We start from the raw sequence: 21,734 nt of genomic DNA, 5'->3' as shown, positions 1-21,734 counted from the left end.
GCCCGGCCATGACGACTAGCATGTAGGAAACACACTCATGGCAATCAGGTTCGACGGACGCGTCGCCATCGTCACCGGCGCAGGCAATGGTCTCGGCAAGGCGCATGCGCTGGGGCTCGCCAGCCGCGGCGCCAAGGTCGTCGTCAACGATTTCGGCGGCGCGCGTGACGGCAGCGGCGGTTCGCTCTCGCCGGCGGAAGCCGTGGTCGAGGAGATCCGCAAGGCCGGCGGCACCGCGATGGCCGACGGCGCCGACGTCTCGAATTTCGAGCAGGTCACTGCGATGGTCGAGCGCGCGACCAAGCAGTGGGGCAGCGTCGACCTCTTGTGCGCCAATGCCGGCATCCTGCGCGACAAGTCGTTCGGCAAGATGGAAGCCGCCGATTTCCAGAAGGTGCTCGACGTGCATCTGGTCGGCACCTTCTATTGCTGCAAGGCCGCCTGGGCCGGCATGCGCGACCGCAATTACGGCCGCATCGTGCTGACGACGTCGTCCTCCGGCCTCTACGGCAATTTCGGCCAAGCCAATTACGGCGCGGCCAAATCCGGCATGGTCGGCCTGATGAACGTGCTCGCCGAGGAAGGCCGCAAGTCCGACATCCGCGTCAACATCATCTCGCCGACCGCGGCGACGCGCATGACGGAAGAGCTGCTGCCGCCGCAGGCGCTGCAATTGATGAAGCCGAACGCGATCACGCCGGCGGTCGAGTACATGCTCAGCGAGGATGCGCCGACCCGCACCATCATGGGGGCCGGTGCCGGCTCTTTCGCCGTGATCAAGATTTTGGAGAGCGAAGGCATCAACCTGCCGGAGTCCGAATGGACGCCGGACGCCGTCGCTGCGCATTTCGCGGAGATCAGCGACATGTCGAAGGCGAAGGCGCTGACGGGCGCGTTCGAGCAGACGCAGAAATACGTGGCGCAGGCCGCGGCGCGGGCGGGGATCAAGCTCTGACCGATGTCGCCGTCATTGGTGCCGGTCCCGCCGGGCTGATGGCGGCGGAGGTGCTGGCGCAGGGCGGCGCCCGCGTCACCGTTTACGACGCGATGCCGTCCGCGGGCCGCAAATTCCTGATGGCCGGCCGCGGCGGTCTCAACCTCACCCACAGCGAGCCGCTGCCGCAGTTCATGGCGCGCTATCGCGAGGCCGCACCGAAGCTGCAAGCGGCGATCGAGGCGTTTTCGCCTGAGGCGCTGCGCGCCTGGAGCGAAGCCCTGGGCGAGCCGACCTTCGTCGGCACCAGCGGGCGGGTGTTTCCGAAGGCGTTCAAGGCGTCCCCGCTGCTGCGCGCCTGGTTGCGGCGGCTCGATGCGAGTGGGGTGCGGTTCGCGTTTCGCCATCGCTGGACCGGCTGGGACGGGGAAGGGCGGCTGCTGTTTCGAACGCCCGAGGCCGCGGCGACCGTCGTTGCCAACGCCACGGTGCTGGCGCTTGGCGGCGCGAGCTGGCCGCGGCTGGGGTCGGACGGCGGCTGGGCCGAACTCCTCGCAGCCAAAGGCATTGCCATCTCAAAACTGCGGCCAGCCAATTCCGGCTTCACGGTCGCCTGGTCCGATGTGTTCCGCGACCGCTTCGAAGGCCAGCCGCTCAAGGGCGTGGCGCTGACGATCGGCGCGCACACGGTGCGTGGCGAAGCCATGATTACCCGCCGCGGCATCGAAGGCGGCGCTGTCTACGCGCTGTCGGCGGAGCTGCGCGAGGCGGTGCTGGGTCTCGGGCAGGCGACGCTGAGGATTGCGTTGCGGCCCGACCTCGATGCCGCCGCGCTGACCACGCGGCTATCAGGCACGCGTGGCAAGCAATCGCTCGCGAACTTCCTGCGCAAGGCGGCGCAATTGTCGCCCGTCGGCATCGGCCTGATGCAGGAGGCCGCCATTGCGTCCGGCCGGCCGCTGGCCGCGTTCTCGCCGGCCGAGCTTGCGCAACTGATCAACGCCATTCCGGTGCAGCTCACCGGCGTTGCTCCGATCGATCGCGCGATCTCGACTGCGGGCGGGATCACCTTCGATGAGCTCGACGGCCGCTTCATGCTGCGAAAATTGCCCGGCGTGTTCGCAGCCGGCGAGATGCTGGACTGGGAGGCGCCGACCGGCGGCTATCTGCTGCAAGCCTCGTTCGCGACGGGAGCCGCCGCGGGCCGGGGCGTGCTGAGCTGGCTCAAGCGTTCCTAGAACGCCGTCGCCCTTCGAGGGCCGCTGAAGAAGCGGCCGCCTCAGGGTGACGGCTACGAGAGATCGTCGCTTTGAGTACGTCCCAGAGAGAGCGTCATCCTGAGGTGCGAGTGGCGCGATGCAAAGCATCGCGCCGGGAGCCTCGAAGGATGCGCGGGCGCTTCGCCTACCGCAGCTTGCCCCGTGCCGCTACCGGCAGCGTGCCGATGATCTCCTCGCCGCGAACCATCACGACCTCGTCCATCATGTTGACGACGACGCAGACATGGTTCGGCACGATGCGGACGACGTCGCCGACGTTGGGGCGGGTGTTGCTGCGGGAGAGATCGAGGAAGCCGTGCTCCTCGGCGAACTTGGCAATCTTGGCCTCGGGGTGCTCGAGGATCAGGCCGTGGCCGTCGAGGCCGCCGGTATCAGTGGTCAGCGTCTTCGAGCCGGCATCGAGAATGCCGCGCTCGGGTGCGGCGCGGCTGACGACCGTCGAGTAGATGTGCAGCGCGCAATCGTCCCAGGTCGCCGAGCCCGCGGCGACCTGCATGCGATCGTTGTAGATGTAGGTGCCGAAGCGATGCTCGGTGCCGCCCTTGAGCTTGCCGATATTCTTCAGGTTCGGCGTGCCGCCGGTCGAGACGATTTTTGCGTCCAGCCCGTGCGCGCGCACACCGGCCAGCGCCTCGTCGTAGAATTTCTGCGCGTCCGCCCAGCCGGTCTCGGTCGGGTACAGCATGAAGCCGGCGAACTGCAGTCCCTTGGATGCCGCGATCTCGCGCGCCAGCGCGATCGCCTCTGCCGGCGTCTCGACGCCGGCGCGCTTGCGCCCGGTGTCGCATTCGACCACGACCGAGAGCGGACGGCCCGACGCCGCCGCAGCCTTGGGCAGGCCGGCGACGACGGTGGAATTGTCCGCGGCGACCGTCATGTTGGCCTTGGCCTGCAGCGCGCCGAGCCGCGCCATCTTCTCTTCGCCGAGGAGGTTGTAGCTGATCAGGATGTCGTCGATGCCGGCATTGGCCATGATCTCGGCTTCGCCGAGCTTCTGGCAGGTGATGCCCTTGGCACCGGCCGCGACCTGCATCTTGGCGATGGTCGGGTTCTTGTGCGTCTTGATGTGGGGACGGTTGGCGACGCCTGCATCGTCGCAGGCCTTCTGGATCCGCGCAATGTTGCGCTCGACCTTGTCCATGTCGATGACGGCGCAGGGCGTGCCGTATTCGCGGGCGATTTTTGCGGCGAGAGGAGTCGTCATGGGAGTCTCTTAGTTGGCGCGCATTCTGATCGCAAAACCGGTGCCCACTTTTGCGGAATGCGCGCTAGGCCTGCTCTATTTCTTCACGAAGCATTTCAAGTTCGAGCCAGCGCTCTTCGGCGGCGGACAGTTCGTCATGCGCCTTGGCGATGGCAGCCGACGTATCGTCGAATGTCTTGCGGTCCTTGGCATAGAGATTGGGATCGTCGAGTACGCGTTGCAGCCTGGCGATATCTGCCTGCAATTTTTCCATCGTCTTCGGCAGGGTGTCCAGCGCGTGCTTCTCGTTGAAGCTCAGTTTCCGTTTTGGCGCGGCAGCGGGAGCCGCAGCACGCTCCTCTTTCTTCTCTGCGGGGGCTTGGGCCTTCGCCGTTTCGCGCTTCAAATCCGCGCCGCGCTGGGTCAGCATGTCGCTGTAGCCGCCGGCATATTCGGTCCATTTGCCGCTGCCTTCGGGCGCGATCACGGAGGTGACGACGCGGTCGAGGAAGTCGCGGTCATGACTGATCAGGATGACGGTGCCCTCGTAGTCGCCGAGCATGTCTTCGAGCACGTCGAGCGTTTCGAGGTCGAGATCGTTGGTCGGCTCGTCCAGCACCAGCAGGTTCGACGGCTTCGCCAGCGCGCGCGCCAGCATCAGCCGGCCGCGCTCGCCGCCCGAGAGCACTTCCACCGGCGTGCCGCGCTGTTCCTGCGCGAACAAAAAGTCCTTCATGTAGCCGACGACATGCTTCGGCTTGCCGCCGACCATGATCTGGTCGCCGCGACCGCCGGTGAGTGCTTCGGCTAGCGTCGATTTGGGATCGAGGCTTTCGCGGTGCTGATCGAGGGTGGCTATCTCCAGATTGGCGCCGAGACGTATCGTGCCGGAATCCGGCTGCGCGCCGCCGGTGAGCAGATTGACCAGCGTGGTCTTGCCGGCGCCGTTCGGCCCGATGATGCCGAGCCGGTCGCCGCGCTGGATGCGGGTGGAGAAATTGTCGACGATCCTGCGCTCGCCATAGGCTTTCGTGACGCCCTTGGCCTCGATCACCAGCTTGCCGGATTGCTCCGCCTCTGCCGCCGCGAGATTGGCGGTGCCGGCCGTGCCGCGATAGTTGCGCCGCTGGTCGCGCAGCGCATGCAGATTGCCGAGACGCTTGACGTTGCGCTTGCGGCGGCCGGAGACGCCGTGGCGCAGCCAGTGCTCCTCGTCGACGATCTTGCGGTCGAGCTTGTGCTGGTCGCGCTCTTCCTCCGCAAGCACCTCGTCGCGCCAGCTTTCGAACGAGGCAAAGCCGCGGTCGATCTGCTTGATCTTGCCGCGGTCGAGCCACGCGGTGGAGCGCGACAGATTGGTGAGGAAGCGGCGGTCGTGGCTGATGATCACCAGCGCGCTGCGGCGGCTGTCGAGCTCCTGCTCCAGCCACTCGATGGTGGAGAGATCGAGATGGTTGGTCGGCTCGTCCAGCAGCAGAATGTCGGGCGAGGGCGCGAGCACATAGGCCAGCGCCGCGCGACGGGCCTCGCCGCCGGAGAGATTGTGCGGGTTCTCGTCGCCGGTGAGCCCGAGCTGCTCGAGCAGATAGCGCGCCTGATGCTGGTCGTCGCCGGGGGCGAGCCCGGACTCGACATAAGAGAGCGTGGTCTTGTGCTCGCCGAAATCCGGCTCCTGCGGCAAATAGCGAACGGTCGCGCCCGGCTGCACGAAGCGCGTGCCGCCGTCGGGCTCGACCAGGCCGGCCGCGATCTTCAGCAGCGTCGACTTGCCGGAGCCGTTGCGGCCGATCAGGCAGACGCGCTCGGATGGCGCGACATTGAGCTCGACACCGCTCAAGAGCGGCGTTCCGCCAAAGGTCAGCCTGATGTCTTTCAGTTGGATCAGCGGCGGCGCCATCGTCAGCCTTGACTCAAATTCTGGCTCGTCGCGGCCTGATCGGCGCGGCGGCGCTGGATCCGGCGTAGCGTCTGGTCGAGCGCCGAGAGGAAGGCGGAGCGGTCGCGCGGTGCGAACGAGCGCGGGCCGCCGGTGACTTCGCCGGCCGAGCGCAGATCGGTCATCAGATTGCGCACCGCCAGCGTCATCCCGATCGATTCTTCCGTGAACGGCTTGCCGTTCGGGGCGATCACGTCGGCGCCGGCCTTGACGCAGCGGCTCGCCAGCGGAATGTCCGAGGTGACGACGACGTCGCCGGGCTTGACGCGTTCGACGATCCAGTCGTCGGCAGCGTCCATCCCGGCGCCTGCGGCGATACGCTCGATCAGCGGATCGTGCGGCACGCGGATGAAATTGCCGGCGACCACGCTCACGGGCACGCCGTGCCGGAGCGCGACGCGATAAATCTCGTCCTTCACCGGGCAGGCGTCGGCGTCGACATAGATGCGGGTGGGGGTGTCGGTCATTCGCCGCGTGGTACCCCATTCGGGCCGCAAAGGCGAGGGGATTGACCGGTGTTCCCTGGGGCCTACGATCAGCCCGAAACAACAAGAACAGGGAAGATGACCCCATGCCGAACCGGCTCGAGACCTGGCGCGTCGAGGCCTACAACACCGCCAAGCAATCCGAAAACAAGATGCATGACGACACCGTGGCGCGCCGCTTTGGCTTTTCCGGCGGGCTGGTCCCGGGCGTCGATGTCTTCGCCTACATGATGCACGTGCCGATTGCTCGCTGGGGCCGCGATTTCCTGTCCCGCGGGCTGGTCGAGGCGCGCTTCATCAAGCCGGTTTATGATGGCGAGCCCGCCGATGTCGATGCGACCGAGCACAACGGCTTGCTGACGATCGAAGTGTTCAGCCGCACCGAGCTCTGCGCGACAGGCACGGCCTCGCTGCCGGCGGCAGCGCCGGCAGTGTCGCTGAGCGACTATGTCGCGGTCCCCGTGGCCGCCGAGCGCAAGCCGGTCAGTCCGGCGACGTTCGAGACGGGCAAATGGCTGGGCACCGAGCCGCGCCGGTGGGCCGGGCAGGACGCGACCGACTATCTCGCCGATGTCAGGGAAACCGATCCGATCTTTGCGCGCGAAGGGCTCGGCCATCCCGGCCTGATCCAGCGGGTCATGAACCGCGTGCTGGTCGACAACACCATTCTCGGCCCGTGGATCCACGTCGGCAGCCGCATGCAGCTGCTGTCGGCGCTGCGCGCCGGCGACGAGATCACTGCGCGGGCGAAAGTCACCGCGAACTACGAGAAGAAGGGCCACCGCTTCGTCGAGCTCGACGCACTCGTCGTCGCCAACGGCACGACGCCGATCGCGCACTGCCAGCACATTGCAATCTATCAGCCGCGCGAGCAGGCGGCATAGCATCAACCACTGTCATTCCGGGGCGGTCCGCAGGACCGCCCCCGGAATCTCGAGGTTCCGGGTTCGATGCTGCGCATCGCCCCGGAACGACTGGTGAGATTCAAAGTCGGTGTCATGCCCCGGCTTGACCGGGGCATCCAGTACGCCGCGGCTTATCGCTTCTAGCCGCGCCGTCACTGGAATACTGGATCGCCCGTTCCTAGTGCGCAATTGCGCACTGGCCGGGCGATGACAGTGTGCGTGTGGAGACGGCGATTGGACCGTCTGCGAAAGAAGGACGATGCTTACGCCGCCTTGCCCTTCGCATCCTGAATGGCCCGCCACACGCGCTCCGGGGTCAGCGGCATGTCGATGTGCTTGATGCCGTGGTCCGAGAGCGCATCGAGCACCGCGTTCACCACCGTCGACAGGCTGCCGGCGCAGCCGGCTTCGCCGCAGCCCTTGCTGCCGAGCGGATTGGTCGTGGCCGGCACCGGATGATCGCCGACCGTCATGTTGGGAACGTCCTCGGCGCGCGGCAGCGCGTAGTCCATCAGCGAGCCCGTGATCGGCTGGCCGCTCTCGTCGTAGCGGATGTGCTCCATCAGCGCTTGCCCGATGCCCTGGACCACGCCGCCATGGAGCTGGCCTGCGACCAGCAGCGGGTTGATCACCGTGCCGAAATCGTTGACGGCGCTGTAGCGCACGATCTGCACCACGCCGGTTTCCGGATCGATCTCGACCTCGGCGACATGACAGCCGTTCGGGAACGCCGAGGCGATCGGTTCGCTGGTGTGATCGACGTCGAGGCTGTCGGGCACGCCCTCCGGCGTCTTGCCGTCATGCAGCTTCCTGGCGAGCTCCATGATGTCGATGCTGCGATCGGTGCCGGCGATGGTGAAGCTGCCGCCTTCGAATTCGATGTCGGCTTCGGACGCTTCGAGCATATGGGCTGCTGCGCGCTTGCCTTTCTCGATGACGAGCTTTGCTGCTCCCACGATGGCCTGACCGCTCGCGGTGATCGAGCGCGAGCCGCCGGTGCCGTTGCCGGTATGGACGATGTCGCTGTCGCCCTGCACCAGCTTGACGCTCTCGAAGGGGACGCCGAGCTGCTCGCACAGCACCTGCGCGAACGGGGTGGCATGACCCTGGCCGTAATCCAGCGTGCCGGTGATCAGCTGCACGCTGCCGTCGGCGTCGAACACGATCTTGCCGAGCTCGGGGCTCGGCGGCGCGGTGACCTCGAGATAGGAGCCGACCGCGATGCCGCGCAGCTTGCCGGCCTTCTTGCTCTCCTTCTTGCGCTTGGCGAAATTCTCGTGGTCGGAGATTTCGAGCGCCTTGTTGAACACGGCCTGGAAGTCGCCGCTGTCATAGGTGACGCCGGAGGATGCCGCGAACGGCATCTGGTTCTGCTTGATGAAGTTGCGCTTGCGCAGGGTCAGCCGGTTGATGCCCATCTCGTCGGCGGCGCGGTCGATCAGTCGCTCCATGTAGTAGTTCGCCTCGGGCCGGCCGGCGCCGCGATAGGCGCCCATCAGCGTGGTGTTGGTCAGAACCACCTTGATGTCGACCGCCATCAACGGCGTGCGGTAGACGCTGGAAAAATTCTTGCCGGTGTTGAGCGAAAGCGGCCCCGGTGCGACGCCGGTGATGTAGGCGCCGAGATTGCCGTAGCCGGACAGCTTGGCCGCGAGGAAATGCCCTTCGGCGTCGAGCGCCAGCTCGGCGTGGATCTTCTGCGCACGGCCGTGGCTGTCGGAGAGGAAGGCGGTCGAGCGCTCGTCGAGCCACTTCACCGGCTTTCCCAATTCCTTCGCCGCATACAGGATGCACATGTACTCGGGGTAGTTGATGTTCTTCATGCCGAAGGAGCCGCCGACATTGGCGGTGAGGATGCGCACCTTCTCGTTCGGCACTTTCAGGTTCTTGGCGAGGTTGGCGCGGTTGCCGGCGACGCCCTGGGTCGGCACCTGAAGCGTGTAGCGCTCGGTCTTCTTGTCGTAGGAGGCGAGACCGACGCGCGGCTCCATCGAGACCACGGCGACACGGGTGTTCTCGATGTCGATCTTGGTGACATGGGCGGCGCTGGCAAAGGCCGCGTTGACCTTCTCCATGTCGCCATAATGGTAGTCGAGCGCGACGTTATCGGGAATGTGCTCGTAGAGTTGCGGCGCACCGGGCTTGGCGGCTTCTTCGGGGTCGGTCACCGCGGGCAGCGGCTCGATATCGAGCTCGACGGCCTCAGCGGCATCACGGGCCTGCGCCAGTGTCTCCGCCACGACGAAGGCGACGGGATCGCCGACGAAGCGGACCTTGTCGGTTGCCAGCGGCTGGCGGTTAGTCTGGAGCAACGGCGAGCCGTCGCGGCTCTTCAGCGGCAGGCCGCAGGTGAAAGGGCCGTAGCCGGCGGCATCGAGATCCCTGCCGGTCCACACGCCGAGCACGCCCGGCATCGCCTTGGCGGCATCAAGGCCGATGCCGCGGATGGTGCCGTGGGCGTGGGTGGAGCGGACGACCACGGCATAGGCCTGGCCGGGCAGGTTGAAATCGTCGGTGTAGCGGCCCTTGCCGCGCACCAGGGTGTCGTCCTCCTTGCGGCGGACGGGCTGCCCGACGCCATATTTTTGCAGTGCAATGGCGTTTTCGAGCGTGGACGATTTGGTGTGTTCTTGCATGGAATTGACCTGAAAAGCCGGCAAATGCGCGTTTTGGGGGACGCCTGGAGGACCGGACCCCTCAAAAATAGCCCACGGTCCCGTTCACGACAACGCACGAATGGGCATGGTCCCATGTGATGCGTTGTTGCGCAGGCCGGCCGCGCTGCTAATGTTTCAGGCGAAAAATCAATTCCAGACCGGCCCGACCGGCCGCGGAAAGACAGTTTGTATGAATGACCACACGCGGCTCCGCGACGGCCATGCGCCGCACGGTGAGCTGGAGGGGTCGATGGCGGCGGTGGCGTTGGCCACCGAACCGGCTGTCGGCGCGCAGGCGCCGGGAACCGGCGTCTATGCGGCGCTGGACCTCGGCACCAACAATTGCAGGCTGCTGATCGCTTGTCCGACCCAGGACGGCTTTCGCGTCGTCGATTCCTTCTCGCGCATCATCCGGCTCGGGGAGGGGGTCTCGTCGACGGGGTGCATCAGCGAGGCCGCGATCGACCGCGCCATCGCCGCGCTCAGCATCTGCCGCGACAAGATCAATTTGCGCAAAGCGCGCCGGTTGCGGCTGATCGCGACCGAGGCCTGCCGCGCGGCCTCGAATGCGGAGGGGTTCCGCAGCCGCGTCGCGGCCGAAACCGGCATCGAGCTCGAGGTGATCGACCGCGAGACCGAGGCCGCGCTCGCCGTGCTCGGCTGCTCGCCCCTGGTCGACCCCAGGGGACGCGGCGCGATCCTGTTCGACATCGGCGGCGGCTCCACCGAGCTGGTGCGGATCGAGCGCGATCCGCAAAATCCAGAGCCGCGGATCAAGGCCTGGATGTCGATCCCCTACGGTGTGGTCACGCTCGCCGAGCAGTTCGGCGGCCGCGACGTGACGCCGGAGATCTATGCCGCGATGGAGCAGGAGGTCGCGAACCACGTCGCGCCTTTCGCCGAAGTGCACGGCGGCGATCTCGCCGACATGCACCTGCTCGGCACCTCGGGCACGGTGACGACGCTCGCCGGTATCCATCTCAACCTCGTTCGCTATGACCGCCGCCGCATCGACAGCATCTGGATGAACGATTCCGACATCACCGCGACCATCAACAAGCTGCTCGGCATGAGCTACGAGGAGCGTGCCGGCAACAACTGCATCAGCGTCGAGCGCGCCGATCTCGTGCTCGCCGGCTGCGCCATCCTCGATGCGATCCGCCGCGCCTTCCCGCTGCCGCGCCTGCGCGTCGCCGACCGTGGCCTGCGCGAGGGCATGCTGGTCGAGATGATGCGCGAGGACGGCGCGCTCAGGAGCTGGTGAGATGGCCAAGGACACCACCGGCCGCTTGCACGTCCAAGTCAAGACCAAGGTCAAGACCGGCGGCAAGCGCAAATTGTCGTCGAAGCTGTGGCTGGAGCGGCAGCTCAACGATCCCTATGTCGCGAAAGCCAAGGCGGCGGGCTATCGCTCGCGCGCAGCGTTCAAGCTGCTCGAGATCGACGACAAATTTCGGCTCTTGAAGCCCGGCATGGCCGTGGTCGATCTCGGCGCGGCGCCCGGCGGCTGGAGCCAGATCGCGGCCAAGCGCGTCGGCTCGGTGGAAGGCAAGGGCAAGGTCGTCGCCATCGACCTGCTGGAAATGCCCGAGATTCCCGGCGTCGATTTCGCGCAGCTCGACTTCATGGACAGCGACGCGCCGGACAAGCTCACCGCGATGCTGGGGGGCGGCGCCGATTTCGTGATGTCCGACATGGCCGCCAACACCACCGGCCACCGCAAGACCGACCAGCTCCGCATCGTCGGCCTGGTTGAGACCGCGGCTGCGTTTGCCTGCGACGTGCTCAAGCCCGGCGGCGTATTCCTCGCCAAGACGTTCCAGAGCGGCGCCGACGCCGATCTGCTCGCCCAGCTCAAGCGCGATTTTGCGACGGTGCGCCATGTCAAGCCCGCGGCGAGCCGGCAGGATTCGTCGGAGCGTTACGTCCTGGCGACTGGATTTCGGGGCGCCGGAACCGCATAGCCTCGTACTCCGTCATTCCGGGGCGCCTCGAAGAGGCGAGCCCGGAATCCATGTTTCTACGGATTCTGTGGTGCGATGGATTCCGGGTTCGATGCTGCGCATCGCCCCGGAATGACCAAGGAGGTATTCACCCCAACCTTTGATCCCGCACGTCCTGGGTATCCTCCGTCGCGGTCTTCACCGCCGCCTTCTCTGCACCCTTGCCGGCGCCTTTGCGGCTGGCGATCTCCACGGCCTTGCGGCCGGAGATCTCATGGCCGGCATCGACGGGCATCTGCCAGAAGAACCAGCTCGACGCCGCCGAGGTCAGTGCGACGACGAGGAAGGCGGGGGCGAACACGGTGGCGTCGATCTCGCTGACATGGTTGAACCACATCGTCGTTTCCACGCAAGCCGCGCCGACGGCGACGCCGGCGGAGACCGCGAGCTGCTGGTTGACGCTGACGAGGGTGGTGGCGCGGCTCATTTGCGGCGTCTCGACGTCGGCATAGGCGACCGTGTTGATCGCGGTGAACTCCAACGATCGGAAGAAGCCGCCGACCACCAGGATGACCATGATGATGAGCAGCGGCGTCGTCACCGTGAACAGCGCACAGACGGCGAGGAAGAACGCGCTGACGATCGCGTTCACCGTCATGAGGTTGCGGAAGCCGAAGGTGCGGATGATGCGCGCCGCCAGCGTCTTCATGCCCATCGCGCCGAGCGAGGAGGCGAAGGTGACGAGACCCGAATGGAACGGCGACAGCCCGAAGCCGATCTGCATCAAGAGCGGCAGCAGGAACGGCAGCGCGCCGATGCCGAGCCGGAAAAGGAAGCCGCCGAACACGGCCGCGCGCAGCGTCGGCAGCTCCAGGAGCGAGAAATCGAGCACCGGCGAGCCCGTGCGCCGGGCGTGAATGACGTAGAGCGTCATCGAGATCGCGCCGCCCGCGATCAGCGCGGCGACGGTGCTCCACGGCAGCAGGTTGAGACCGGCAACCGACAGGCCGAAGGCGATGCCGGCGAGGCCGATGCCCGCCAGCACCATGCCGTAGAGGTCGAACGGCTCGCGCTCCTCGCTCTTGATGGGGTCGATGAAGCGCAGTGCCATGAAGATGCCGAGCAGCCCGATCGGGATGTTGATCAGGAAGATCCAGTGCCAGGACGCATAGGTCGTGATGAAGCCGCCGAGCGGCGGCCCGATCACGGGACCGATCAGGGCAGGGACCGTCACCCAGGCCATGGCGTTGACCAGTGCGCTCTTGTCGACCGAGCGCAGCAGCACGAGGCGCCCGACCGGCGTCATCATCGCCCCGCCCATGCCCTGCAGGATGCGCGCGAACACGAAATCGGTGACCGAACCCGAGAGCGCGCAGCCGACCGATCCCACCATGAACACGCCGACCGCGATCGCGAACACCATCCGCGCGCCGAACCGGTCGGCGGTCCAGCCGCTCGCCGGGATGAACACCGCGAGCGACAGCAGATAGGAGGTGATCGCGAGCTTCAACGTCAGCGGACTGGTGCCGATGTCGGCCGCGATCGCCGGCAGCGAGGTGGCGATCACCGTCGAGTCCATGTTCTCCATGAAGAGAGCAGTGGCCACGATCAGCGGAATGATGCGTTGCTTGTCGACCATGACGGATTGGTAATGAAAATCGGAAGAAGGAGCGAGAATTGCGGCTTATCACCGCCGTTGGTCCCCGACCATCGCGGATCGACGCATAGCACCTAAGTCTCGCGTAACAACGGTGTGACCCTTCTCGTCATTCCGGGGCGCGCCCCTTTGGCGCGAGCCCGGAATCCATCAGGCCGCAGGGATCGCTGCGGGATGGATTCCGGGCTCGCGACTTCGTCGCGCCCCGGAATGACGGTGGGGTGGGATAACGCCTGGCTGTCCATGCCGAATCTACCCCAAAAAAAGCCTGTGCATGGCTGGCCGGCGGTCCGAATTGCTTTGATTCGTCACGCGACCGTGCTATCGACCCGCGTCAACCCCACCGATGGGCTCCGATTCTCAAGGCGACGCCGCAAGGTACGCCGAGGGCGGCGCTCATCCATAGCTATTTGCGGCAGGGCCGCGGAAGGAGTTGGCACATGGCCACGGTGCAACAAGGCATTCGCGAAGCCTTTACGTTCGACGACGTGCTGCTGAAGCCGGGCCTGTCGGACGTCATGCCGGGCGAGGTCGACATCCGCTCCCGCGTCACCCGCGCCATTCCGCTCAACATCCCGATCATGGCCTCCGCCATGGATACCGTTACCGAAGCCCGCATGGCGATCGCGATGGCGCAGGCCGGCGGCCTCGGCGTCATCCACCGCAATTTCGATCCCGAAGGGCAGGCCGCGCAGGTGCGGCAGGTCAAGCGCTACGAGTCGGGCATGGTGGTGAACCCGCTCACCATCAGCCCCGAGGCCAGCCTCGACGATGCGCTCAAGCTGATGAGCGATCACGGCATCTCCGGCATTCCCGTCGTCACCGGCGCCGCCAAGAACATTCCGGGCAAGCTGGTCGGCATCCTCACCAACCGCGACGTGCGCTTTGCCACCGACCCCAGGCAAAAAGTCTCCGAGCTGATGACGCATGAAGGTCTCGTCACGGTGCGCGAGAATGTCAGCCAGGACGAGGCGCGGCGGATGCTGCACCAGCACCGCATCGAGAAGCTGCTCGTGGTCGACGAGCAATATCGCTGCGTCGGCCTCATCACCGTCAAGGACATGGAGAAGGCGGTCGCCCATCCGCTCGCCTGCAAGGATGCCCAGGGCCGCCTGCGCGTCGCCGCCGCTACCACCGTCGGCGACACCGGCTTCGAGCGGACCGAGCGGCTGATCGATGCCGGCGTCGATCTCGTCGTCGTCGACACCGCGCACGGTCATTCCCGTCACGTGCTGCATGCCGTGAACCGCATCAAGCGCCTCTCCAACTCGGTGCAGGTCGTCGCCGGCAACGTCGCCACCACCGAGGGCACGCAGGCTCTGATCGATGCGGGCGCGGACTGCATCAAGGTCGGCATCGGCCCGGGCTCGATCTGCACCACGCGCATCGTCGCCGGCGTCGGCGTTCCCCAGCTCACCGCGATCATGGATGCGGTCGAGGCGGCGAAGAAGGCCGACATTCCCGTCATCGCCGATGGCGGGATCAAGTTCTCCGGCGACCTTGCCAAGGCGCTCGCCGCCGGCGCCGACATCGCGATGGTCGGTTCGCTCCTTGCCGGCACCGACGAGACGCCCGGTGAAGTGTTTTTGTGGCAGGGCCGTTCCTACAAGGCCTATCGCGGCATGGGTTCGGTCGGCGCGATGGCGAGGGGATCGGCGGACCGCTACTTCCAGCAGGACATCAAGGACACGCTCAAGCTCGTGCCTGAGGGCATCGAAGGCCAGGTGCCCTACAAGGGTGCGGTCGGCCACGTCATGCACCAGCTCGCCGGCGGCTTGCGCGCCGCGATGGGTTATGTCGGCGCAAAGGACATGAAGGAGCTGCACGACAAGGCAACCTTCGTCCGCATCACCGGAGCAGGCCTGCGCGAAAGCCATGTCCACGACGTCACCATCACGCGCGAGAGCCCGAACTATCCGGGTGGGGGTTAGGCCTCAGTCGCGCCTGCAGCTTCGGTCTCGTGCCCCGGACGCAGCGCAGCACCACTTCGGTGATGCGCTGCAGAGCCGGGGCCCATGTCTCCGCATATTGCCGTGTTGCCTTCTGGGTCCCGGCTCTGCGCAGCAACGTTGCACGTTGCAGCGCGTCCGGGACACGAGAATTGCGTGCGTCTCTGCGTCTAACCACTCCACGCTTTTGTATTGACGTGCCTCGCTCCCTCCGCTTCCGTTCGCGCCGAAGCACAATCCGGAGGAAGCCAGCATGTCCCAAGCCAAGCGCATCGTTCTCGCCGCGCGTCCCGTCGGCGAGCCCAAATCATCTGATTTTCGCCTGGAGGAATTCGATGTCCCGGCGCCTGCGGCAGGCGAAGTCCTGCTGCGCACGATCTGGCTGTCGCTCGATCCCTATATGCGCGGGCGCATGAGTGATGGTCCGTCCTACGCTGCGCCGGTGCCGGTCGGCGGCGTGATGGAAGGCGAGGCGGTGAGCGAGGTCGCGGCCTCCAACAATCCGGATTTCGCCAAGGGCGACATCGTCCGAGCGCGAACCGGCTGGCAGTCTCACGCGATCTCGAACGGCAAGGGCCTGATCAAGGTCGATCCGAAGCTCGGTCCGATCTCGACCTCGATCGGCGTGCTCGGCATGCCCGGCATGACTGCGTACACGGGCCTGCTCGACATCGGCAAGCCGCAAGCCGGCGAGACCGTCGTGGTCGCCGGCGCCTCCGGCGCTGTCGGTTCGGCCGTCGGTCAGATCGCGAAGATCAAGGGCGCACGCGCGGTCGGCATCGCCGGCGGCAAGGACAAGTGCGACTACGTGGTGAAGGAGCTGGGCTTCGATGCCTGCATCGATCACCGCGATCCCGATCTCGGCGCCAAGCTGAAGGAGGCCTGCCCGAAAGGCATCGACGTCTATTTCGAGAATGTCGGCGGCGCCGTGTTCGAGGCGGTGTTCCCGCTGCTCAACCCGTTCGCGCGCGTGCCGGTGTGCGGCCTGATCGCGCATTACAACGACACCGAAGCCAAGCCGCCGAAATGGGCCGCATCGATGATGCGCGCGACGCTGACCAAGCGGCTGACCTTCCGCGGCTTCATCGTCTCCGACTTTGCCTCCCGCCATGGCGACTTCCTGCGCGACATGTCCTCTTGGGTCCGCGACGGCAAGGTCAAGTACAAGGAGTTCGTCACCGAGGGCCTGGAGAGCGCGCCCGGCGCCTTCATGGGCCTCTTGAAGGGCGCCAATTTCGGCAAGCAGCTGGTTCGGGTCGGGCCGGATAAGGCCTAGCGCGACACGGACTGGGGCTCCCGTGGCTCGGGAGCCACACGCCGCCCAGGGATAGTTAAGAAAGAGTCACCAAATGGTCACACCTGCCCGCAAAACCCGCAGGTGTGACCGGCTGTTCATTGACGCGACCGCGAAGGCATTGAATCATCGGGCATATTTTAGGTGCTGCGATGTTAGAGATCAGTGTTTTCTGCGTTATCCTGCTTGCCGCCGGCTATTGGCTGGCCATGTTCGTCATGGGCCGCCACGACGACGTCATTCATGGCAAGTTCGTCCATGTCGACGAGGAGGGCGATCTGACGCGCCCCTCGATGCCGACACCGCCCCCGCCATTCCCGAAGCGCCCGGTCAAGGCCGTGCCGCCTGTCAGGCAGCCGCCTGCCAATGATCTCGCGGCCAAGCCGGTGAACAGCGAGGCGCTGCAATCCTTGCTCGCGGCGATCCAGCAGGACCTCAAGAGCGTCGCCTGAGCCGATCGGCGCGCCTTAATGCTCGCCGCCCATCTGGGCGAGCACTTCCTCGATGTCGACATCGACCTGGCCCGCGGCCCTGACATGGCGGACTTCGAAACTGTCGGGCCGGAAGCGATATTCGACCAGCCCGACTTCCTTGATCGCGACCCGGTCCTGGCGCTGATCGTTGATGACGAAGCCGGCCGACGGCGCCCAGACATGGCGGGTGTGGCGCCAGGTGAAGTCGCGCCGCTGGTGAACGTGGCCACTGGCGATGAGGCGAAGATCGATCGTCCCAAGCATCTCGGTCAGGCGTGCCCGCGCCGGCTGCGGCACGTAGCGGATCGCGGTCTCCGGTATCTCGGGGTCATCCGGCAGGTTGAGAAACACCGGCTTGTGCAGGAACAGCGCGACCGGCCTGCCGTTCGTGCGCGCGATCTCCTGCGACAGCCAGTCGAACTGCTCGGCCTCGAAGGCGAGCCCGGAATTCATCACCAGCGAGTTGAGGCCGATGAAGCGCCAGCCTCCAGCCTCGAACGACCAATGGTCTTCGCCGATGAGGTCGCAGAATTGCTGGCGATGCGCTTCCGTGACCGGCGGTTTCGGCGCCGGGCCGACCGCGGTCGGATTGTCGCCGATGTCGTGATTGCCGGGGAGGTAGCGGCAGGCGACGGGCAGGGCGTCGTGCAGGTCCTTTGCGAAGACGACATCGTCGCGGCTGGTCGGCCCGTCGAAGGCGACGTCGCCGGTGTTGATGACGAGATCGGGCCGGTTGCCGTCGATATGTTCGCTGGTCGCCTGGAAGTTGGCGATCAGGCCGGGGAAGCGCCGGCCGAGGTGGGTGTCGGAAATCTGCGTCAGGCGAAATTCGGACATGCGATCACCGTACCCGTGCTTGCGCGTCGGAACGATGACGGCGCGGGGTGGATCGCAGGCGAACAAAGTTTAAAGCACGCGGTAGCGGATCGTGTAGGCGTCCTGCGGCGCGACGGTGTCGGCGAGCGGCGAGGCGATGCGGTCGGCGAGGTGCCAGGGACCGAACTCGACGGAGCGATGCGGCTCGGAGGGCAGACGGAGGCGGAACTCGAAAATGCCCTTGCCCGGCAGGTTCACGACCAGCACGCGGTCCGCGGTGCGGTGGTTGAGCGCGACCGCGCCGCGCAGCAGCGCGCGGCCGTCCGAGAGGTCGCGCACGCCGTCGACCAGCGCCAGCGTCTGGTTGCGGTCGGTATGCAGCTCGATCTGGCTGTCGGTCATCGCGGCCAGCATCGCCCGGGGCATGCGGATCTCGAACTCCACGGCGGGCTTGGACGGGTTGAGGCCGAGATAGGCGAGCGCGGCGTGGCGCATATCGTAGGCGGCGAAGGCGAACAGGGCAGTGGCGGCCAGAGTGGCGAGGCCATGCCGGACGACGTCGCGCCAGGTTCGGTAGCTCAGGCGAAAGTAGACCGTCATCGCCAGCGCGACCGCAAGCGCCATCGCGATACCTGAGAGGGCCGACATCAGAATACCGAGCTGGCCGTCGGCGGATTCGGTCCAGAGGCTGGACAGGGTGGTCATGGCGCCATCTCGCCTCTATCTCGCCTTGGGCCCCAGAACGGGGGCCGAAATCGCTTTAACTATCGGTGGTTGGTCGCAAGACCGGGAACGCCGGTTCAACTGGTTGATTGTCAGGACGAGGAGCGGCGGCTAATGACGGTTCGCGGCGTTCCGCCTTACGGGAAAGTTCCGATGTCCGTCCAAATGGTCCTGCTCCCTGTCTTCGTGCAGGTCGGCCTAACCTTCGCGCTTCTGATCGGCATGGTATTCGCACGCCGCAAGACGCTGGTCTCGGGCGAGACCAGGATCCCCGACATTGCGCTCGGCGAGCCGAACTGGCCGAAGGGCGCCACACAGATCGCCAATTGCTACCGCAACCAATTCGAGTTGCCGGTGCTGCTCTACGTCCTGATCGCGCTGGCGCTGCCCTTGCGCCATGCCGATCTCTTCATCGTGCTGATGTCCTGGGTGTTCGTGGTGACGCGCTTTGCCCATGCCGGGGTGTTCGTCTCCTCGAACGATCTCGGCCGGCGCTCCACGGTCTGGCTCGCCGGCGTGCTCGTGCTGCTGGCGATGTGGATCTACTTCGCGCTGAAGATGCTGTTGCTGATCTGATCCGCGCGCCCGCCAACACTGATCTGAAAGATAGAGAATGACTCCCGCCGCCAGGCTGTCCGCAGCCATCGAACTGATCGACATCATCGAGAAAGACCGCGTGCCCGCGGCGAAGGCGCTGAAGGAGTGGGGTACCGCGCACCGCTTTGCCGGCTCGGGCGACCGCGCCGCCATCGCCGGCCTCGTCTGGGACGTGCTGCGCCGCTACGCCTCGAGCGCGTTCCTGATGGAGTCCGACACCGCGCGTGCCAGGCTGATCGGCATGCTCCGGCTCGAGCGCGACATGGACACGGCCACGATGGGCGCGTTGTTCGACGGCAGCCGCTTTGCGCCGGCGCCGCTGACCGAGGCCGAAGTGGCCGCGCTCGCCTCGCGCTCGCTCGAGGACGCACCGGCCGCGATCGCCGGTGACTATCCCGAATGGCTGGATCCGCACCTGGCAAAAGTGTTCGGCGAGGACCGCGCCGCGGAGGCGGCCGCGATGGCGAGCCGGGCCCCGCTCGACCTGCGCGTCAACACGCTAAAATCCAACCGCGACAAGGCGCTGCAGTCGCTCGCTCATCTTCATGCGAAACCGACGCCCTGGTCGGCAACGGGCCTGCGCATCGCGCTTTCGGCCGATGCGCGCAACCCCGGGATCCAGGCCGAAGAGGATTTCATCAAGGGCGCCATTGAAGTGCAGGATGAGGGATCGCAGCTGGCGGCCCAATTCACCGCGGCAAAGCCCGGCGAGCAGGTGATCGACCTCTGCGCCGGCGCCGGCGGCAAGACGCTGGCGCTCGCCGCCCTGATGCAGGGCAAGGGCCGGCTGATCGCGACCGACAGCGACAAGCGCCAACTCGCGCCGATCCACGAACGGCTGTCGCGCGCCGGCGTCCACAATGCCGATGTCCGCACGCCCAAGGGTGAGGCCGATCCGCTGGCCGATATCAGCGCAACGGCCGACCTCGTCGTGATCGACGCGCCCTGCACGGGAACCGGAACCTGGCGGCGCAACCCCGACGCCAAATGGCGGATGCGGCCGGGCGCGCTGGAGATTCGCCTGCGCGACCAGGCCGAGGTGCTGGAGCGCGCGGTGCCGCTGGTGAAGGCTGGCGGCCGCATTGCCTACATCACCTGCTCGGTGCTGTCGGAAGAGAACGGCGAGCAGGTGAGGGCGTTCGTCGCGCGCCATCCCGAGTTCGCGGCCGTGCCGCCCGAGCAGACCGCGAGCGTGCTGTGGGACAAGGCGGAGGCTTTTGGCGAGGCCGCGCTGCAGTCGCCTGAGGGCTGGCTGATGACGCCGCGGCGGACCGGGACGGACGGGTTTTTCGTCTCGGTGTTGAAGAAGGCGGGCTGACAATACTCCGCCGTCATTCCGGGGCGCCCGCAGGGCGAGCCCGGAATCCATCGCGCGGCAGTCTCTGCGGTCCAATGGATTCCGGGCTCTCGCTTCGCGAGCCCCGGAATGACGGGGAGCCGAAACAAAAGCCCCGCGCACCGGATCCCGGTGGCGGGGCTTTCATTTTTCTAACGTTCTGCCGGTACGTCCGTGGTCAGAACGCTGCGTAGGCGTTAGCCGACGCGGAGATTGTCAGCCGAGGACTTGCCGCTGCGACGATCGGCGACGATGTCGAACGAGACCTTCTGACCCTCGTTGAGGGAGGAGAGGCCGGCGCGCTCGACGGCGCTGATGTGCACGAACACGTCCTTCTGGCCGTCGTCCGGCTGGATGAAACCATAACCCTTTTGGGTGTTGAACCACTTCACGGTGCCCATAGCCATGGGAATTTCCTTTAGTTAGTTAGAGAGGGTACGCACGTGGACCGGTACGCAGCATTGCGCCCATGGCCCTGTTCAGTCGATGTTTGGAGAAGTCATCTGAAGCGTGCGCGCCCGTCAGCAACGAAGCGAAGCGGCCCAGTCGTTCGGCCAAGTATCGATGATCACAATATAGCGAGAATTTGGGGCCAGTTCAAGGCACCACCCGTGGCCCGGCACGTCGCACGACTTTGCTATTTTGCGGTGCAAATTAACCGCCCGGCGGATCTCAGTCCACGATGAAGAGCGTGGCCCCGGTCGCGGTCGAGGACCGGTGCGCGGCGTCGCCGTGATCCGAGACCTGGTAGCTCATCCCGGCCGTGAGCTTGAATTTGCGCCCGTCGCGCAGCTCGCTGTCGAGCTCGCCCTTGAGCACGTAGAGCACGTGGCCGCGATCGCACCAATGGTCGGCCAGATAGCCCGGCGAATACTCCACCATCCGGACCCGAAGGTCGCCGATGTTGAGCATCCGCCATGTGGCCTGCCCGGTCTCGCCGGCATGCGTCGTCGGCGCAACCTTGCTCCAGTCGGTGACGGTGAAGGGTGAGGTGGGGAGCTTCATGGGGGGAATCCTATGGCGGAGCCGGCGGAGGGTTTGTTAGCGCAAGCTGTTTCCACAGTCTCCGTCATTGCGAGGAGCTCTTGCGACGAAGCAATCCAGACTGTCGCCGCGGAGGGATTTTGGATTGCTTCGCTGCGCTCGCAATGACGGGGAGCGAGCGGCGTCAATGCGCCAAATGGTTCGCCGATCCCTGCACGATCAGCCCCGCATCATTCACCCGCAGATACTCGCAGATCTTCTTGCCGCGCTCGTTGGCGTAGAACACCACGACGCTATCGGGGCTGACGAACAATTCGATCAGCGAAAAATGCAGCTCCGGGAGCAGGGCGAGCGCCTTGCCCCAATACGCCCGCAAGGCGTCCTTGCCGCGCACCGTGCCGCTGGCGTCGAACCCCATCGCCGGGATGCGGTCCGAGGTCATCACGGCCGCGTCGTCATAGAGCGCCAGCACGCGTTCGAGGTCGCGCGCATTCCAGGCCTCGACCCAGGTTCGGCCGAGCGCGGCAAGCGTTGATGGCTGATGATGCTGTGGCATGGCGTTCTCCCTGATCGGCCCCTGGG

At 66.1% G+C, this 21,734-nt stretch carries 20 protein-coding genes; 10 read left to right on the top strand and 10 right to left on the bottom strand.

Going from position 1 to position 21,734, the window contains the following annotated elements; all coding sequences use genetic code 11:
* Positions 1 to 37: 37 nt before the first annotated feature.
* Entirely contained in the window at positions 38 to 955 is a 918-nt protein-coding gene (locus AABA86_RS12715; protein WP_338307022.1) for an SDR family NAD(P)-dependent oxidoreductase, read from the top strand.
* Complete coding sequence (locus AABA86_RS12710; RefSeq protein ID WP_338307190.1) at positions 952 to 2,172, top strand: NAD(P)/FAD-dependent oxidoreductase; 1,221 nt, start codon at positions 952 to 954, stop codon at positions 2,170 to 2,172. The genes AABA86_RS12715 and AABA86_RS12710 overlap by 4 nt, the downstream gene beginning before the upstream one ends.
* A gap of 166 nt (positions 2,173 to 2,338) precedes the next feature.
* Here the strand turns inward: AABA86_RS12710 and AABA86_RS12705 are convergent, their stop codons facing one another.
* From AABA86_RS12705 to AABA86_RS12695, 3 genes are all read right to left on the bottom strand, one after another.
* Entirely contained in the window at positions 2,339 to 3,418 is a 1,080-nt protein-coding gene (locus AABA86_RS12705; protein WP_212246395.1) for a D-TA family PLP-dependent enzyme, read from the bottom strand.
* A 64-nt stretch (positions 3,419 to 3,482) separates the two neighbouring features.
* On the bottom strand, positions 3,483 to 5,294 hold the full coding sequence (locus AABA86_RS12700; RefSeq protein WP_212246394.1) for an ABC-F family ATP-binding cassette domain-containing protein: 1,812 nt from the start codon (positions 5,292 to 5,294) through the stop codon (positions 3,483 to 3,485).
* Positions 5,295 to 5,296: 2 nt separating this feature from the next.
* Complete coding sequence (locus AABA86_RS12695) at positions 5,297 to 5,800, bottom strand: YaiI/YqxD family protein (protein WP_018319890.1); 504 nt, start codon at positions 5,798 to 5,800, stop codon at positions 5,297 to 5,299.
* 104 nt (positions 5,801 to 5,904) lie between these two features.
* On the opposite strand from AABA86_RS12695, the gene AABA86_RS12690 reads away from it, so the two are divergent.
* Positions 5,905 to 6,702, top strand: a complete 798-nt coding sequence (locus tag AABA86_RS12690) for a hypothetical protein (protein ID WP_338307019.1) — start codon at positions 5,905 to 5,907, stop codon at positions 6,700 to 6,702.
* A gap of 284 nt (positions 6,703 to 6,986) precedes the next feature.
* Here the strand turns inward: AABA86_RS12690 and AABA86_RS12685 are convergent, their stop codons facing one another.
* Positions 6,987 to 9,359 (bottom strand): xanthine dehydrogenase family protein molybdopterin-binding subunit, encoded by a 2,373-nt coding sequence (locus AABA86_RS12685; protein WP_338307018.1) that lies wholly within the window; start codon positions 9,357 to 9,359, stop codon positions 6,987 to 6,989.
* 211 nt (positions 9,360 to 9,570) lie between these two features.
* On the opposite strand from AABA86_RS12685, the gene AABA86_RS12680 reads away from it, so the two are divergent.
* Positions 9,571 to 10,644, top strand: a complete 1,074-nt coding sequence (locus tag AABA86_RS12680; RefSeq protein WP_212246388.1) for a Ppx/GppA phosphatase family protein — start codon at positions 9,571 to 9,573, stop codon at positions 10,642 to 10,644.
* A 1-nt stretch (position 10,645) separates the two neighbouring features.
* Complete coding sequence (locus AABA86_RS12675) at positions 10,646 to 11,344, top strand: RlmE family RNA methyltransferase (RefSeq protein ID WP_212246386.1); 699 nt, start codon at positions 10,646 to 10,648, stop codon at positions 11,342 to 11,344.
* Positions 11,345 to 11,471: 127 nt separating this feature from the next.
* On the opposite strand, the gene AABA86_RS12670 is transcribed toward AABA86_RS12675, so the two are convergent.
* On the bottom strand, positions 11,472 to 12,962 hold the full coding sequence (locus AABA86_RS12670) for an MFS transporter (protein ID WP_338307017.1): 1,491 nt from the start codon (positions 12,960 to 12,962) through the stop codon (positions 11,472 to 11,474).
* Between the two features lie 458 nt (positions 12,963 to 13,420).
* Here AABA86_RS12670 and guaB point away from each other — a divergent pair, with 458 nt between their 5' ends.
* The 3 genes from guaB to AABA86_RS12655 all read left to right on the top strand — a co-directional run bounded on the left by guaB (position 13,421) and on the right by AABA86_RS12655 (position 16,675).
* Complete coding sequence (gene guaB / locus AABA86_RS12665; RefSeq protein ID WP_338307016.1) at positions 13,421 to 14,911, top strand: IMP dehydrogenase; 1,491 nt, start codon at positions 13,421 to 13,423, stop codon at positions 14,909 to 14,911.
* Positions 14,912 to 15,182: 271 nt separating this feature from the next.
* Entirely contained in the window at positions 15,183 to 16,205 is a 1,023-nt protein-coding gene (locus AABA86_RS12660; RefSeq protein WP_338307015.1) for an NADP-dependent oxidoreductase, read from the top strand.
* Positions 16,206 to 16,375: 170 nt separating this feature from the next.
* Positions 16,376 to 16,675: a hypothetical protein gene (locus AABA86_RS12655; RefSeq protein WP_338307014.1), complete on the top strand. Its 300-nt coding sequence runs from the start codon at positions 16,376 to 16,378 to the stop codon at positions 16,673 to 16,675.
* 15 nt (positions 16,676 to 16,690) lie between these two features.
* On the opposite strand, the gene AABA86_RS12650 is transcribed toward AABA86_RS12655, so the two are convergent.
* Together AABA86_RS12650 and AABA86_RS12645 are read right to left on the bottom strand one after the other, a co-directional pair.
* Entirely contained in the window at positions 16,691 to 17,533 is an 843-nt protein-coding gene (locus AABA86_RS12650) for a metallophosphoesterase family protein (protein ID WP_338307013.1), read from the bottom strand.
* Positions 17,534 to 17,602: 69 nt separating this feature from the next.
* Entirely contained in the window at positions 17,603 to 18,217 is a 615-nt protein-coding gene (locus AABA86_RS12645; RefSeq protein WP_338307012.1) for an acriflavin resistance protein, read from the bottom strand.
* Between the two features lie 171 nt (positions 18,218 to 18,388).
* Between AABA86_RS12645 and AABA86_RS12640 the strand changes: the two genes are divergently transcribed.
* Together AABA86_RS12640 and AABA86_RS12635 are read left to right on the top strand one after the other, a co-directional pair.
* Positions 18,389 to 18,811, top strand: a complete 423-nt coding sequence (locus AABA86_RS12640; RefSeq protein ID WP_212246371.1) for an MAPEG family protein — start codon at positions 18,389 to 18,391, stop codon at positions 18,809 to 18,811.
* Positions 18,812 to 18,848: 37 nt separating this feature from the next.
* The gene (locus AABA86_RS12635; RefSeq protein ID WP_338307009.1) at positions 18,849 to 20,150 is read left to right on the top strand and encodes an RsmB/NOP family class I SAM-dependent RNA methyltransferase; all 1,302 of its coding nucleotides are present in this window, start codon (positions 18,849 to 18,851) and stop codon (positions 20,148 to 20,150) included.
* 215 nt (positions 20,151 to 20,365) lie between these two features.
* On the opposite strand, the gene AABA86_RS12630 is transcribed toward AABA86_RS12635, so the two are convergent.
* From AABA86_RS12630 to AABA86_RS12620, 3 genes are all read right to left on the bottom strand, one after another.
* Entirely contained in the window at positions 20,366 to 20,575 is a 210-nt protein-coding gene (locus tag AABA86_RS12630; RefSeq protein WP_008141931.1) for a cold-shock protein, read from the bottom strand.
* A 265-nt stretch (positions 20,576 to 20,840) separates the two neighbouring features.
* A complete protein-coding gene (locus tag AABA86_RS12625; protein ID WP_338307007.1) occupies positions 20,841 to 21,173 on the bottom strand; it encodes a DHCW motif cupin fold protein in 333 nt (110 codons plus the stop codon).
* A 163-nt stretch (positions 21,174 to 21,336) separates the two neighbouring features.
* Entirely contained in the window at positions 21,337 to 21,708 is a 372-nt protein-coding gene (locus AABA86_RS12620) for a nuclear transport factor 2 family protein (RefSeq protein WP_338307006.1), read from the bottom strand.
* Between the last annotated feature and the right edge of the window lie 26 nt (positions 21,709 to 21,734).

This window comes from Bradyrhizobium sp. TM233 (genome assembly GCF_036247965.1).
GTDB classification, from domain to species: Bacteria; Pseudomonadota; Alphaproteobacteria; order Rhizobiales; family Xanthobacteraceae; genus Bradyrhizobium; species Bradyrhizobium ottawaense.
Note: the sequence above shows the minus strand (reverse complement) of the source record. Positions and strands in the feature narration are given on the sequence as shown.